The 13,653-nt window shown below is 62.3% G+C and carries 9 protein-coding genes; 4 read left to right on the top strand and 5 right to left on the bottom strand.

Going from position 1 to position 13,653, the window contains the following annotated elements; all coding sequences use genetic code 11:
* The first annotated feature begins 73 nt into the window (after positions 1-73).
* Positions 74-1,093, top strand: a complete 1,020-nt coding sequence (locus tag HWX53_RS18330) for a DJ-1/PfpI family protein (RefSeq protein WP_175943425.1) — start codon at positions 74-76, stop codon at positions 1,091-1,093.
* A gap of 7 nt (positions 1,094-1,100) precedes the next feature.
* Here HWX53_RS18330 and HWX53_RS18325 read toward each other — a convergent pair whose 3' ends face one another.
* Positions 1,101-1,454, bottom strand: coding sequence for a hypothetical protein (locus HWX53_RS18325; protein WP_175943423.1), 354 nt, complete (start codon positions 1,452-1,454; stop codon positions 1,101-1,103).
* A gap of 511 nt (positions 1,455-1,965) precedes the next feature.
* Here HWX53_RS18325 and HWX53_RS18320 point away from each other — a divergent pair.
* Positions 1,966-3,042: an MBL fold metallo-hydrolase gene (locus tag HWX53_RS18320; protein WP_175943421.1), complete on the top strand. Its 1,077-nt coding sequence runs from the start codon at positions 1,966-1,968 to the stop codon at positions 3,040-3,042.
* Positions 3,043-3,437: 395 nt separating this feature from the next.
* Positions 3,438-4,664 (top strand): MFS transporter, encoded by a 1,227-nt coding sequence (locus tag HWX53_RS18315; protein WP_175943419.1) that lies wholly within the window; start codon positions 3,438-3,440, stop codon positions 4,662-4,664.
* 284 nt (positions 4,665-4,948) lie between these two features.
* Here the strand turns inward: HWX53_RS18315 and HWX53_RS18310 are convergent, their stop codons facing one another.
* Together HWX53_RS18310 and HWX53_RS18305 are read right to left on the bottom strand one after the other, a co-directional pair.
* Complete coding sequence (locus HWX53_RS18310; protein WP_175943417.1) at positions 4,949-7,222, bottom strand: phospholipase C, phosphocholine-specific; 2,274 nt, start codon at positions 7,220-7,222, stop codon at positions 4,949-4,951.
* Positions 7,223-7,840: 618 nt separating this feature from the next.
* Complete coding sequence (locus HWX53_RS18305; RefSeq protein ID WP_279612505.1) at positions 7,841-8,899, bottom strand: acyltransferase; 1,059 nt, start codon at positions 8,897-8,899, stop codon at positions 7,841-7,843.
* Positions 8,900-9,390: 491 nt separating this feature from the next.
* On the opposite strand from HWX53_RS18305, the gene HWX53_RS18300 reads away from it, so the two are divergent.
* Complete coding sequence (locus HWX53_RS18300; protein WP_175943414.1) at positions 9,391-9,741, top strand: hypothetical protein; 351 nt, start codon at positions 9,391-9,393, stop codon at positions 9,739-9,741.
* A gap of 73 nt (positions 9,742-9,814) precedes the next feature.
* Here the strand turns inward: HWX53_RS18300 and HWX53_RS18295 are convergent, their stop codons facing one another.
* Entirely contained in the window at positions 9,815-10,465 is a 651-nt protein-coding gene (locus tag HWX53_RS18295; RefSeq protein ID WP_175943412.1) for a hypothetical protein, read from the bottom strand.
* Between the two features lie 256 nt (positions 10,466-10,721).
* The gene (locus HWX53_RS18290) at positions 10,722-13,499 is read right to left on the bottom strand and encodes a PAS domain-containing protein (protein ID WP_175943410.1); all 2,778 of its coding nucleotides are present in this window, start codon (positions 13,497-13,499) and stop codon (positions 10,722-10,724) included.
* Between the last annotated feature and the right edge of the window lie 154 nt (positions 13,500-13,653).

Here is a 13,653-nt window from a genome sequence, read left to right as displayed (position 1 = left end):
TTGGCACTGTTGCGCGTGAAACGCCGAATCCTGCCATTTCGCGCGACATTCGGACCTGGAGAATCATGCTGTCATGGCCAAGACAATCGCCATCCTTGCGGTGCCCGGCGTGCAGATGCTCGACGTCTGCGGACCGCTCGATGTATTCGCGCAAGCCAACGTCGAGACTGGTCGCGACGAATACGACCTGAAGATCGTCGGCACTCGGGCTGGGCAGTTAAAAAGCTCGTCAGGCGCGCGGCTGCTGCCGGACGAGGTAGTCGGCGACGACTTCGTTGCACTGCATACGCTGCTCGTGGCGGGCGCGCCTCACGCGTCGAGCATGACCATCTCGAACACATTGCGCGAGTGGCTCAGGACGGTTGCGAAGCGATCGAAACGCTTTGGCTCCGTATGCACCGGCGCGTTCATTCTTGCCGAAGCGGGCTTGCTGGAGAAGCGGCGCGTCACGACTCACTGGTCTTGCATCGACGAATTGTCGCGCCGCTATCCGACCGTGACCGCGGAGCCGGACGCGCTCTATGTACGCGATGGAAAACTGCGCACGGCTGCGGGCGTGACGGCCGGCCTTGATCTGGCGCTCGCGCTCGTCGAGGAAGATCTCGGGCGCGAGATCGCGATGCGCGTCGCCAGTCAGCTCGTCATGTTCTTCAAGCGCCCCGGCGGACAATTGCAGTTCAGCCGAAAAGGCCGCGCGCAGCCAGCGGGCCGCTCGGTCTTGCAGGAAGTGCAGCGGCTCGTCGCGGCGCGGCCCGAGCTCGACCATAGCGTGGCCAGCATGGCCGCGCATGCCCATTTGAGCCCGCGCCATTTTGCCCGGCTCTTTCAGGCCGAAGTGGGCGTGACGCCGGCGGTCTGGGTGGAAACTGCGCGTGTGGCGGCCGCGCGCAATCTCATCGAGACGCGCGGCGATGCGCCGAAACAGCTCGCTGCGAAATGCGGGTTCGCGAATGCGGATGTGTTGCGGCGCACCTTCGTCAAGCATGTAGGCGTGACGCCTTCGGAGTACCGAAAGCGGTTCATGACCCTAACACGCGCTGACCAAACAGCGGATCAGATCTTGGCGCGTTCAGTCAGGCAGCCGAGACCCTGAGCTTGCTTCAGCTAGCCGGCATGGCGTCCTTGTATTCGACGAGCACTTCGCGATACGGCCGCGCGCCGTCATTGCGCGCCTTGTGCGTGGCCGGCACGCGGGCGCCCTTGCCGAGTTCCGACAGCACTTCGAGATGGCCGCCCTCGCATTTGAGCGAATACACGGCGCCCGTCGGTACTTCGAAGATGCCTAAGTCCGCGCCGTCCTTGTCATAGATATGGAGCGGCGCGCCTTCTATTGCGTACCACATGTACGAGTGCTCATGCGTATGAACCGGCGTCTCTTCGCCCGGTTGAAGCACGAAGTTCCATACGATGACTTTGTCGTTCTCGAATACCTTTTCGCTTCCTACGCCAGCCATGGTTGTCTCCTGAGATGTCCACCTGTTTAGACAGCGTATGTCGGCCTGTATGACGCAGTTCGTTGCTGCGGCCGCTGCGGCGGATTGATCAGAGCACCGCCGTTTCCTCCAATTGCTCGTAGAGCGCGTCGACGGCGACGCGTGCGCGATTCGGCCGCGTCGTCTCTTGCGCGTTTAGACAGTCTTCCTCGACGGAGATGGACACCTGGGCATAAGTAACGCTATTCCTCCGCTCAATGGAAGGCAACGTCGCGCCGGCCCGGCTGATGGCGCTGGCGTAAGGCTTTTTCGGCGGTATTGCGCGGTGTCGACAGCTTGCGTCGCATGCTTCTCGCAGACGGCTGCGAGCACTGTCGTGACGTGTCGAACATAGCGCGCATTCGCTCTGAAGTAAATGCTGCAGGGCATATAGACGCGCGCGTTTTTCGAGGACTAGTATCGTTTCGAAGCCAGCTTTCGCATGACCCGAGGATTCAGGTTTTCTGTCGGTAGTCCACCAAGGAGACATGTCATGAGAAGGGCTGGCCATTTGCGAACCTTGATTGCGGCGCTGATTGCATCGACCTCGTTGCTATCCGCGTGCGGTCACGACCACGACTCCGGCATCACGCCGGCCAACGCGGCGGACGCGCCGCTCGCGTCCGATCCCGCGTGTCAGAGTCTCGTTCCCGCATCGCAAGGCGGGCCGCTTCCGCAAGGCGACACCGCAGTGCTGCGCTGGCTCGGCACCGCGAACTACGAGCTCGCGTATCACGGCGTGGTCGTCATCATGGACACGTACTACGAGCGGCCCGCGCGCACCGCGCCGCTCGGCTTCACCGTGTCGCAGGTGCAAAAGGCGAACGTGATACTGATCGGTCACGCGCATTCCGATCACATCAGCGATGTCGCCGCAGTCGCCGCGCAGACGAAGGCACAGGTCATCGGCTCCGCGATCACGACGAAGGAAGCGCAGGTGCTCGGCGTGCCTGTCGCGCAGACCACCACGGTGACGGGCAACAACACCGAGAAGTTCACGTATGGCGATATCAGCATCACGCCGACGCATATCATCCACAGCACGATCGAAGCCGGATTGACGACCCAACTCGCCGCGCTCTACGCGCTCGATGCGCCACCGCTGACCGCCGCCGAACAGCAGCAACACGATGCCGTCTCGGCGCGCGGATCGAGCGATCCGAACATCGTCACGCAAGGCACGATGGGCTTCACGTTCACGTTCCCGAACGGCTTCAAGATCGTGTGGTTCGACAGCGTGAGCAATCCCAGCCCCGAAGAGTTGCAGCTTGCGACGAGCGTGGCGCCGGGCGTGGATGTCGGTATCTTTCCGTGGACGCCGCATCCGATCGCGGAAACGCAGTTGAGCTTCACGTTCCAGCATCTTCAGTTATTCAAGCCCAAGCTCTTTCTGCCCGATCATCACGATGCAATCTGGGGCTTGTGGCTCGACAACGGCCTCGCGCCGCTCTTCACGAAGATACGCGACGAACTGCCGGGGACGAAGTATGCCGAGCCGCTGTATCGGTCGCCGATCTGCATTCGAACGAGCGGCAATAACCGCGACGAGTTTTACATGGGCGGCACCTGAAGGGCGCGCCGGTCCGAGTTCCCGCTATGTCATTGCGACACGCTAATGAGCGTGCCGCCCGTGAGGTACTGAACTGCCTTCGACGAACGTTGTCTTACTGCGGCTCGATCGCTCACAAGAGGCGACATCCGACGCAGAGGACATGCTTCGTTCACGATGCGAGACGTCAGTAAGAACGTGACGTACGGGACCTGCCTATTCGGTCAAATCGCCCAGCCGCACGTCCAGCCCCCGCCTCAATTCTTCGCGCGATTGTTCGCCCGCCCCGGATTGTCAATTCGAGGCTCCGGCCTTTTTCGTGATCGCGTATACCCCTACAGTGTGGCATTCGTCGCGCCGGCCGTTCGATGTCGAACGCTACGCCGAAGCGTTGCTCCCTATTCGCCTCGATCCCTATGCACCTCGACACCACTACGAACTCCGGAACATCGAATGGCCAGACAACCACGCTGCGTCAATGGCTCGCGGTGCTCGCCGTCGCAGTGAGCGCATTCGCGTTCGTGACGGCGGAATTCCTGCCGGTCGGCCTGCTGCCGCAAATCGCGCACGATCTGGGCGTGAGTCCGGGCGTCGCGGGCCTGATGGTGACGACGCCCGGCGTGATGGCCGCCATCTTCGCGCCGACGCTGCTCGTCGGTGCGGGCCGCATGGACCGTCGATACGTCTTTCTGCTGCTCACGGCGGTGCTCTTCGTCTCCAACGTCGTCTGCGCGATGGCGCCGGGCCTGATCACGATGCTCGTCGGTCGCGCGCTGCTCGGCGCGGCGCTCGGCGGGTTTTGGACGCTCGCGACGGCTGCGGCTCCGCGACTCGTGCAAGGCAACGATGCGGCGAAAGCCACGGCGATCATCCTCACGGGCGTGACGTTCGCCACCGTGATCGGCGTGCCGCTCGGCATCTTCATCGCATCGTTCGCGTCGTGGCGTCTTTCGTTCGCAGCGACCGCGGGCCTCGTCGCGGTGGCGCTGATCGCTCAGGCGCTGCTCGTGCCGCGGCTGCCGTCCGCGTCCGCGCTGCGTCTTCAGGACTTCCGGGCGCTGCTCGCGCGGCCGCACGCGCGCCTCAGCATGGTGATGGTCGCGTTCGCTTTCGGCGCGCATTTTTCGACCTACACGTATATCGCGCCGTTGCTGGAGCAGGACTTCTCGCTGAACGCCATCACGTTGCTGCTGCTGGGCTTCGGCATTATCGGCTTCTTCTCTAACGCGCTGATGTCGATGATCGTGGCGAAACATCTCGTCAAATCCGTCGGCGCCATGATCGTGCTGCTTCTCGCCGCAATCATGTCGATGCTGCTTCTCGGGCATTCGCACATCGGCGAGACTGCCGCCATGCTGATCTGGGGCATTGCATTCGGCGCGCTGCCGCTGTGCTTCAGCGTGTGGATCCAAAGCGGGACGGCCGATTATCCGGAAGCCGGCTCCGCGATGTTCGTGAGCGTCATTCAGGTGGCCATTGCGACGGGGTCGGCCGTCGGCGGCGCGATTGTCGACCATGCGGGCGTGGAAACCGACTTCATGCTCGGCGCGGTGCTGGCGGTGCTCGGTCTTGTGACGTTGCATCGCGTGACGGCGCTGGGGCGCTCGGGCATGGCGATGGCGGCGAAGCCGTCGCTCGATTGATGTTCGACCGGTTTGGGTGAGGTTGCGGTTGGGTCTGAGAACGATCGCGGGCGGTCTACCGGTTGCAATTGGCCGACGGCGAGGGCTCTCGCCTGTGCTCGATCACGGCGACGCGCCGCTCGTTGTCATGGAGCCCGCGCCCCGGACCCGTCAGCGAAATTGAGTCACCGCGTGCCGCACGTACTCGCCCCTTCGTCTCGCCAAGCGCATTGACTCGTGATTCAAGTCAATAGGTCTACTCCTTCGAGCGCGTATCGTCCGGAGCCCAGTAGCAGTCTTCGCCATCACGCCACCACGACTCCCATGGCCGGATCCGATGTGAGGTCCTTGCCATTTTCGATTCGCCCAGCGAATCGGCGCTTGAAAGCAGTAGATGCGTTGCTGGTCACACTAAAGTCATACCAGTTTCCACTGTTAGTCACCGCCCAACTGAGTTCGCTCACCGAGTTAGCGGGAACCAGCACGGTCCACGGGCCGTCGTTGCGGTAGGCGAGCGCTTCGACGGTGAACGTGCACGCCTGGGTGCCGCGGTTATGCAGCTTGACCATTACCCATGACGAGTCGCACGGTTGGTAGCAAACCTGGATCTCTGGGTTCGCCGCCGAACTGACGTCACGCAAATCGCCGGAGAATTGACGATGATAGCCGTTTGGTCCGACTATCCATAGGTCATACCGGCCGCTGTCCCCAGCGGGTATCGTCCACGTGCCAGCGAGCGTCTTCCCGGCCTCCACGACATAGCGGCGCGGCGGCACGTCGAGATGATTCTTGTCGTACACGTGGAACACGGCGCCCGCAGCATTCGTGCTTCCATTCGCGAATTCCAACGTCACCGACTGTCTGCCTGCGGCGATACGCGCTGTCGTGTGCAGTTCATACGGCAGCGCCCGCGATGGCCGCGTGCCGGTTGCCTGGCGAGGCAGTGTTGAGTGCTCTGTTGCACTCGGAATCTCGATGGCGGACGCCTTGGCTTGCGTTGTCGCAAGCGCGTCGGCCGCCGCCTTTGTGGTGCGTCCTGCTAGCGTCGGCAGGCTGGCGTTGTTGGGATCGACGAAGTCGAAACAGGACGTCAGATCGCCGCAGATCGCGCGACGGTAACGGCTGATCTGAGGCTCGACTACGCCAAAGCGCCGTTCGAGGAACATGAGCGTGGACGTGTGATCGAAAACCTGCGAATTCACGAAGCCCCCGCGGCTCCACGGTGATATGACCAACATTGGTACGCGCGTTCCGGGCCCGTACGGTCTGCCGTCGACGGGCGGCTGACTGCTCGTTGCGGGTTGGAAATTGTGGTACTCATAGGCCATGTCGCTATCGGATAGGGTGCTTCCGCCGGCGAGCGTGCCATCAGCGAAATGCGAGGGCGCACTCGGCGGTGGAACGTGATCGAACAAGCCGTCGTTCTCGTCATAGTTGACGAGAAGTACTGTTTTGCTCCACACGTCCGGGTTCGATGTCAGCGCGTCAAGCACTTCTTGTACATACCAGCTTCCCTGCACCGGACTGGAAGGAGCGGGATGCTCGCTGTACATCGAGGGAGGGATGATCCATGACACCGACGGCAGGGTGCCTTTCTGTATGTCGTCCCTAAACGTCTCGAGGAAGCCCTGCGGCATCGTGTTCCCGAAGCCCTTCGCGAGGGGGCTCAGCGCGTTGTCGATTGCGGGATCGTAGGCGGGTCCGGCGGCGGTGGACGGCTGCTGGAGGTTGGCGACAGGGACGAAAGCCGGACGGCGCGCCTCGGGCATTCGCTCGATCGCCGCTCTCCAGTGGCGAAAGCCTAACATCTGGTTGCAGCCCATGTTGTCGAGCAGGCTCTGATACACCTTCCACGTCACGCCCGCACGCTCCAGCCGGTCGGCGTATGTCGTCCACGTCCAGCCGTCAGTGGACGGTCCAATACCGTTTCCCACGTTGAACTCATTGTTCAGTGCGGCCACCGTCACCGGTGTGTCGTCAGAAGGCCTCAGTCCTCGGGGCCCGTTCGTTCCGCTCCAATAGAACAGACGATTGGAGATTGTGCCCGCATGCATCGAACAGTGATAAGCCTCGCATAACGTGAACGCGTCGGCGAGAGCGCGTTGGAAGGGCACCTCTGCTGCCTCGTAATAGCCCATCGACAAGGGACTCTTGGCGGTTGGCCACGCAGCCATCCTTCCGTTATCCCATGCGGCCTGAGTGTCGAGCCATGTGTGAAGTGTGCTTCCTGGCCGGAGTGCATTGCCGGCCGCCTCGTCGAGATGATAAGGAATGAGAGTCTTTTTGGTGCCGGCCTGGGTGAACTCTTGGTAGAAGATATTCCGGGCGATGGGTGAAGGAATAGCGAAGCGATCGCCGTAGCCTCGAACACCCTTGAACGTGCCGAAGTAGCTGTCGAATGAACGATTCTCCAGCATCAGCAGAACGACGTGCTCGACGTCTTTTATTGTCCCGGTCTTATTGTTCGCATCTATTGCCAGAGCTCGCCGAATTGCCGGAGGGAAAGTGGACAGCATCGTTGCCGCGGCAGCTGTATTAAGAGACGCTTTAAGGAATCGCCGCTTGGACTGATCAGTCATGCTTGCCTGTAGTTTGTATTTTTCAGATGTACGATTTAGGGAGTCGGTGCACAGTGACTTGCGTTACAGCTCGACGCAGCGGACGCCGATACGTTGGACGAGGAGCTGCTTCCGCCGCATGCCGAGAGTGTCAGCACGACGCACAAACACCCACCCAGGAAGAGTGGTTTGCCAAGCAGAGGCCAGTGGCGCATGGAAGACTTCACCTAAGGTTAAGATAGTTGAGCGGACAGGATCATCGAAACGGCGATTAGCCGTTCATCAGAAAATACGCCGAGTTATTGGCAAAACTGTGAAGCGACGCGGCATATCCCAGAGTCACTTGCGCGCAAACGGTTGCGGATCGCTACCGCATCCTATTAGTAAGAAAAGGGCGTTCGAAAACGCGCGGTCGGCCAGGATATGCAACATAGACGACCTAAAGTCACTCGACTGCCCGAGAAAACCCGCATTTCAGTGGCGCTTACGTGCCTTCGTCGTTGCGACGAAGCGACCTCGAAAAGAAAAGCCCGGCTCAAGCCGGGCAGAGTAGGCAGTTCACAGTCGGAGGCCGCACTTCGGCGGTTGAGGCATTCACTGCGAAGCAGCGCACCCCGGTTTTAGATCTCCATCGCTGAATCATCGAGCCCTCGTCCGCAACCTCCTGATGGGCGACAGGAGCGTCGAAATGGGATGTTTCGGTCTCTCTGCGGGCCGACGAGGCTTCAGTCGCAATGCAGGCTCTTCGACGCAATGCCATGAAAATGCTGCGAGCATGAGTGACAGCACCGTTGCCGACGCGAGGTACTGGCTAACCGACCATCGCCCGGATGTCGCCAAGATCAACGTTTGCTGAACCGGGAAGGCGAAGATGTAGACACCGTATGAAAAGTCTCCCAACCGGCCGAAATCACGAAGGATGGGTGTTGACGACGTTCCGAACGCCACGACAAGAAAAGGCCATGCAATCCACATGGCAATGAGCCGATGCCCATAAGCGACGAGTCCTCCTGCAAGCAGCGTTAGGCCGAGTGCGATAAGAAGCTTTCTGTCGGACCAATAGTCACGGAGGAAGAAGAGCGTTACGCCTGCACAGAAGAACAACCCGTATTCGTTGGTCCACTGCGGTACGTTTGTCTCCGCATGATAGACACCGAAGTGATAGGCAGCGAAAGCCAGCGTAGCAGCCGCCACGGCCCAGCGGTAGCGCAGCAATCCGACCAGTGCAATCAGAATGAATATCAGATACCAATGGACTTCGAGCGGAATGCTCCACAAAGAGCCATTGACTGCGTTCGGATAAGGCAGATTAGCGAAGACGCCAGGCAGATTGAACGTTGAGCGAAGCCGAAGCCATGAAAGATATGCGTATGTCTCATGCGATGTGAAATAGGCGCTGGCGGGCAGTGTGCTAACGAGCGGACCCAGTACGAACGCGCAGACGACTGTGGTCAAGATCAGTGCCGGCCAGATCCGTAGGACGCGCCTTGCTGCGAAGCGCCATGCGTGCGGGTCGACCGTCCAGCTTTGGGCGACCAGGAAGCCACTTATTGCAAAGAAGGTGGCGACGGCGACTGCACCGGGGTCCAGCCGCGCACCGAGCGAGGGTGGCTCGTGACCTAACAAGGCAAACTGGTGGGCGAACAGCACCATCATTGCTGCCGCGAGTCTTAAGAAGTCAAAGTTGTTCCTATGCATCTGGATCGTTTGTCGGCGCAGTTTCGTGTGCTCCATCCGACCGTATCGCGAGCGGAGCTGGGCGCTGCGTGATCCAGCCGAAAGTCGCAAAGCTGCGAGTATAGAGCAATGTCGTCACGCCCTCCGGCGCTCATCGGCCGCCTCGGCGGTCACCCAGCGAGCACGCTTCGACCATCACTTTCATGCTCTTCGCAGGAGGCGTCGCATCGTCGTGTAGCTTCAACGGTGTTGCGATCTCGTCGTTGGCAACTTCTCGACGATTTGCAACGCCGCCCGAACCGCGGGCCAACATGGTCGTTGTGTTCCGAAGCAGACGGTGAGCCATCTTTGCTCACGAGTCGCGTTCGGCGTCCTCTGCGCCGCATATCGAGGCGCCGCTGAGGCGGCGTAATCATCGATGGATGGCTCAAGCTACTCGCACGTACTCGCGCACATTAAGAGCCCATTGCGGCACGACGATTGCGTCATCCTCATGTCGACAGGGGGAAAGCATGGAGACGACAATCGCACGAGTTTTTCGGTCTCTTGAAGAAACCGAGCAAGCGCGCGAAGCGCTTCTACAGGCCGGCGTCGACGCGGACGCGGTTGATATCGCGTTTCAGGCAGACGAAGCGGGCCCTGTGCGCGGCAATTTTCTCGCGGGCGACAGCGTGACATCGCTGGGTACGGAAGAGGAGTACGACAGGCGTTTCAGGCATCAGGGCGAAGTGTCACGCTACATTCTCACTGCGCGCGTCGATGAAGCTCGCGCTCAGGACGTCGAGGCCGCGCTTCAGCGGGCCGGTGGCCGCACCATCGACGCAGCCACGCCGACTCCGCCAGGCCCCGGCCAGCAGGGCTAGATCGGGACGCTTTGGCGAACCGCACGAGTGGCAACGGCTGAACGATGCCGCAACCACGACGCTGCGTCACACATCAGAACCGATACGTCACGCCGACTTTGACGATCGGATAGAACCGCAGCTTGTCAGCCTTGTCCTGCAATTTGCGCTCCTCGGCTTCGATGTTCGCCGCGCCGGCTTCGGCGACGATATCGGCGGGCACGTCGAAGTCGACGTGGGGACGGCCATAGGCGACGCCTGCATCGAAGAAAGCGGAAAAGCCCTTTTGCGCCATCGGCGTATGACCGAAGCCGATGCCGAGATACGGCCGCACCGTCGGAAAGCGGGCTTTAGCGTGAATGCTTTCGCCGAGCGTCGGATACGGCGTGCCGTTGATCGTGTAGGTGCCGCTCGGGCTGGTGGCGGTGGCGTCGACGTTATCGTTGCCGATCAGCGCGCCCGCCGTGAACCGGAAGCTCACGGTGTCCGGCGCGGGAAAGAAGTCGAGATAGAGGCCGCCGTGATAGATATGCGCGGTGCCGTCGTAGTGCAGATCGCCCGAGTTGAAGCTGCGCGAGAACTGCACGCCGTTGAACTCGGCGCGCACGTTGTCGCGGCTGCCGAGCGGCTGAGAAAAACCAATGCCTGCGCCTTCGGTGCCGATCTGGCCGTAGATTTCGCGTGCGTGAACGAGCGGGGCGGAGAGCGCGACAGCGCCTGCCGCGACAGCGAGCAACAACTTCATGATTGCGGGAGCTTCCTGGCTGAGGTGAACGCGTCGCGCTCAGTGGGCGACGCGCCGATGTCTTCTGATAGTTGTGTTTACGGAGCCGCTCGAACAATCTTGAGCTTGCGTGGTCGCGAGTGACCCGGCGCGCGGTACGCGGATTTCGAAGCTCGCTCGTTCCCGGTGGCTGCGCGTTCTGATCGAGGCTGCCGGATTCGCATTCCATCGCCCGACACGGCGCCAGAGAACGTGGCGCCGCGTTAGGTTTACACGCTCAAAGGCTTGCCCGGCGATGCGTCGCCATCAGCTGCCTGATCGCGTTGAATAGCGTTTCCGGATCGACGGGCTTGGCCAAATGCAGGTCGAACCCCGCCTGCATTGCGCGAGCCTTGTCTTCAGGCCTGCCGAACGCCGTCACGGCGATGGCCGGGAACGTGCAGCCCGCCTCGCGCAACGACCGCGTCAGCACGTAGCCGTCTTCCCGAGGCATGCCGATGTCCGACAGCACGATATCGAACGCTTGCGCCGCGATGCACTGGCGGGCCTCGGCTGCCGACTCGGCATCGCGCACGACGGCGCCCGCTGATTCCAGCACGGCGCGCATCGCCTCGCGCGCGTCGGCTTCGTCTTCGACGAGTAGGATCGACAGGTCCGCGAGCGCCTCGTCGGAAGACGGCGCGACGTGCGCCGCGCCCGAGGCGGCTTGCAACGAGCGCTCCGCCGACGCCAGCGGAAGCTGAACCGTGAACGTGCTGCCACGTCCTTCGCCGTCGCTATGTGCCGTGATCGAGCCGCCGTGCAGCGTCACGATGCTGCGCGCAATCGCGAGCCCGATGCCGAGTCCGCCGAAGGTGCGCGTGGTCGCCTGCGACGCTTGCGCGAACGGCTCGAACACGCGGTCGATGAACGAAGCCGGAATGCCCGCGCCGTTGTCCGCAACCTGCACTTCCACGCGATTGCTTTTGCTCGTCGCGTGCACGCAGATGCGCCCGTTCTGTCCGTTGTACTTGAGCGCGTTGCTAAGCAGGTTCGAGAAGACCTGGCGCAGCCGCATCTGATCGCCTTCGATGATGAGCGTATCGGGCAGATCGGCCGTCACCGTGACGCGCTTCGCGCCAGCAGCGAGCTCGATGTCGCTGACCTCCGACTTGAGGAGCGGCACGAGATCGAACGGCTCCGCGCTGATGAGCATCTTGCCCGCCGCGATGCGGCTCAGGTCCAGCAGATCGTCGACGAGCCGCGATTGCAACTGAACGTTGCGCGCGATGGCTTCGATGCCGCGCGCCATCAGGCCGGGATTCGCGTTCTCCTGCTTGAGCAGAAAGAGCCACGATTGCATTGCGTTGAGCGGCGTGCGCAATTCGTGCGACACGGTCGCGAGAAACGTGTCCTTCAGCTGGTTCGTGTGTTGCGCTTCGAGGCGCAAGAGGCGCTCGTTGGTCAAGAGCCGGTCGCGTTCGAACTCCAGCGTCTTGTGGCGCGAGATGTCGATGGTGATGCCGTCGAAACGCAGCGGCTGGCCTTGCTCGTCCACGTGCGTGCGGCCTTTCGCGCGAATCCAGCGGATCTCGCCGGCGGGCGACACCGTGCGGAATTCCACGTCGTACGGAACGCCGTGCGTAATCGACTGCTCGACAGCCACGCGCGTCTTGTCGCGGTCATCGGGGTGCAGTCTCGCGTAGAACAGGTCCATGCTCACGCCCGCGTTTGCCGGCAGCCAGAAGTGCTCCTTGCACTTGGTGTTCCAGACGATGCGGTCGAGCGGCAGCGGGCAATGGAACGTGCCGATGTCGGCCGCTTCGATCGACAAATGCAGACGGTGGCGTTCGTCGCGCAGGCTTTGCGCCGTGCGCAGCGTTTCCTCCACGTCGGTGATCATGCCGACCCACTCGAATATCGCGCCCTGATCGTCGTGGCTGCCGGCCGCGCGCACCTGGCAGCGCCGGTACGTGGACGACGCGGCGTGCCACACGCGCACGTCCGCGCGATACGGCATGTCGGTCTGAAGCGACTGGTCGAGCGCCGCCTGAGCCGTCGCGCGATCGTCCGGATGAATCATCTCGGCCCAGCCATAACCGCGGTGTTCTTCCCACGGCTGTCCCGTGTAGCGCTCCCAGGACGGCTGCGGCGCGATGAACCGGCCTTTCGCATCGCAGACATACGCCACCGCGCTCGCCACTGCCACGAGCGCGCGATACCGCGACTCGAGGCGCATGCGATCGAGTTCGATGTTGCCGGGATTCCCGACGTCGATGGTCGCGCCGACCCAGCGCACGATAGCGCCGTCGCTGTGGCGCATGGGACTCGCGAGCGAGCGCATCCAGCGATACGTGCCGTCCATCTGCCGGAAGCGATGGTCGATCTGGTAATCCGCGCCGCTCGCGACTGCTGCCGCCCAGCGCGCCAGCGTGTTCTCGCGGTCGTTTGGATGCAGGAGAGCTTCCCAGGCGCGCCCGAGCAAGTGCTGATCCGCGTCGGTGTGCTGGAACGCGACGCTCGACAGGTAATCCAGCGCGCCGTCGGGCCGCGCGGTCCAGACGATGATCGGCATGAATTCGGCGAGCAGCCGATAGTCGTCCGCCGTTCCGTTCGCGTCCGCTGAAGGCGCGTTTTCGTCGGAGCCGGCGCCGCGCTCGCCCGAGTCGGGCAACGCGCGCTCGGCCTCTGTGAGCGCGAGTGCTGCGTGCGGCTGCGCCATAAGGAGAAGGGCCGGCGCGGACGGCGCGGCATCGGCTGTGGCGAACGGGCGGAACTCGAAGCGCCACGTCCGGATGCCGACGGCTGTCGACTCGTCGGTCAAGGCTTCGGTGGTGCTGGCGACGCGGCGCTCGCCGAGCGCTTGCGTTGCCGCTGCCGTGAGCCGGGCGCACGACACATCGACAGAGGGGAAGGGCAGCCTGACGCGAATGACGGAAAGAAACGGCTCGGCGTCGAGATCTGTCGGCGACCATCCGAACAGCTGCTTGAACCGCGTATTGGCCTGGACGACGCGGAGGTCTGCCCCGAGGATTGCGCACGACGCGGGGTTCGCGTCCAGCAGTGCAAGCGTCAATGCGTCTTCGTTAGCGTGCATGCGGTTACTGGAACTCAAGAGTGCGACGATGGTCCGGTCCGGGCTGGTTGGAACGATCGTCAGCGGGTTCTCGCATCGCACTCACGATGCAGCCGGGAACGGTTTATTTTAGACGAAAGGAGCGCATTGCGAT

Origin of the sequence: Caballeronia sp. BCC1704 (genome assembly GCF_902833455.1) — a bacterium.
GTDB lineage: Bacteria > Pseudomonadota > Gammaproteobacteria > Burkholderiales > Burkholderiaceae > Caballeronia.
The sequence above is the reverse complement of the archived record's forward strand: the minus strand, read 5'-3'. Positions and strand labels throughout refer to the sequence as shown.

Bases quoted from the DNA above. Each gene is read 5' to 3' on its own strand.
- HWX53_RS18330 (WP_175943425.1), top strand. From the start codon at position 74: ATGGCCAAGACAATCGCCATCCTTGCGGTGCCCGGCGTGCAGATGCTC.
- HWX53_RS18325 (WP_175943423.1), bottom strand. From the start codon at position 1,454: ATGGCTGGCGTAGGAAGCGAAAAGGTATTCGAGAACGACAAAGTCATC.
- HWX53_RS18320 (WP_175943421.1), top strand. From the start codon at position 1,966: ATGAGAAGGGCTGGCCATTTGCGAACCTTGATTGCGGCGCTGATTGCA.
- HWX53_RS18315 (WP_175943419.1), top strand. From the start codon at position 3,438: ATGCACCTCGACACCACTACGAACTCCGGAACATCGAATGGCCAGACA.
- HWX53_RS18310 (WP_175943417.1), bottom strand. From the start codon at position 7,222: ATGACTGATCAGTCCAAGCGGCGATTCCTTAAAGCGTCTCTTAATACA.
- HWX53_RS18305 (WP_279612505.1), bottom strand. From the start codon at position 8,899: ATGCATAGGAACAACTTTGACTTCTTAAGACTCGCGGCAGCAATGATG.
- HWX53_RS18300 (WP_175943414.1), top strand. From the start codon at position 9,391: ATGGAGACGACAATCGCACGAGTTTTTCGGTCTCTTGAAGAAACCGAG.
- HWX53_RS18295 (WP_175943412.1), bottom strand. From the start codon at position 10,465: ATGAAGTTGTTGCTCGCTGTCGCGGCAGGCGCTGTCGCGCTCTCCGCC.